Source organism: Myxococcus llanfairpwllgwyngyllgogerychwyrndrobwllllantysiliogogogochensis, assembly GCF_006636215.1.
Classification (GTDB): Bacteria; Myxococcota; Myxococcia; order Myxococcales; family Myxococcaceae; genus Myxococcus; species Myxococcus llanfairpwllgwyngyllgogerychwyrndrobwllllantysiliogogogochensis.
Genome location: NZ_VIFM01000842.1, coordinates 1 through 425 on the forward strand (window position 1 = coordinate 1; position 425 = coordinate 425).

General features: G+C 71.3%; 1 pseudogene. It reads left to right on the forward strand.

The annotated features are described in order from the left end of the window. Window positions 1-425, forward strand: a pseudogene (locus tag FJV41_RS57485) (hypothetical protein); the annotation flags it as partial.

A 425-nucleotide genomic window follows, 5' to 3' on the forward strand; every position in this document is an offset into this window, starting at 1 on the left:
CTACTACTGGTACAGCTTCGATGCCACCGCGGCGGCGCAGTTGCCGCCCGAGATGGCCGTGCCGTTCTGGAATGCCGTGGCCGGCGAGACGGAAGGCGGGGACATCGGATACGCGATCGCCACGCTGGGCCTGCCCGCGCTGCCGGCACTGGCCGCGATGGTGCGCCAGAAGCCGACCGAGAACCTGTCCTGGGCGATGCACTACGGCGCGGTGGAGATCGCCGCCACGGCCGCGCGCGCCTTTGCGAAGCTCAAGACCGCACGGGCCGCGGGCCGCGCATGGCTGCTCCAATACCCCGAACATGCGGCCTGCGCGCTCATCGCGCCGGCATTGGGCAAGGCCGGCGAGGCGCGCGACTGCGCGGGTGCGGCACTGCGCCTGCTGTATTCCCAGGGCCATGAGACGCTGCTGCTCGACGTGGCAG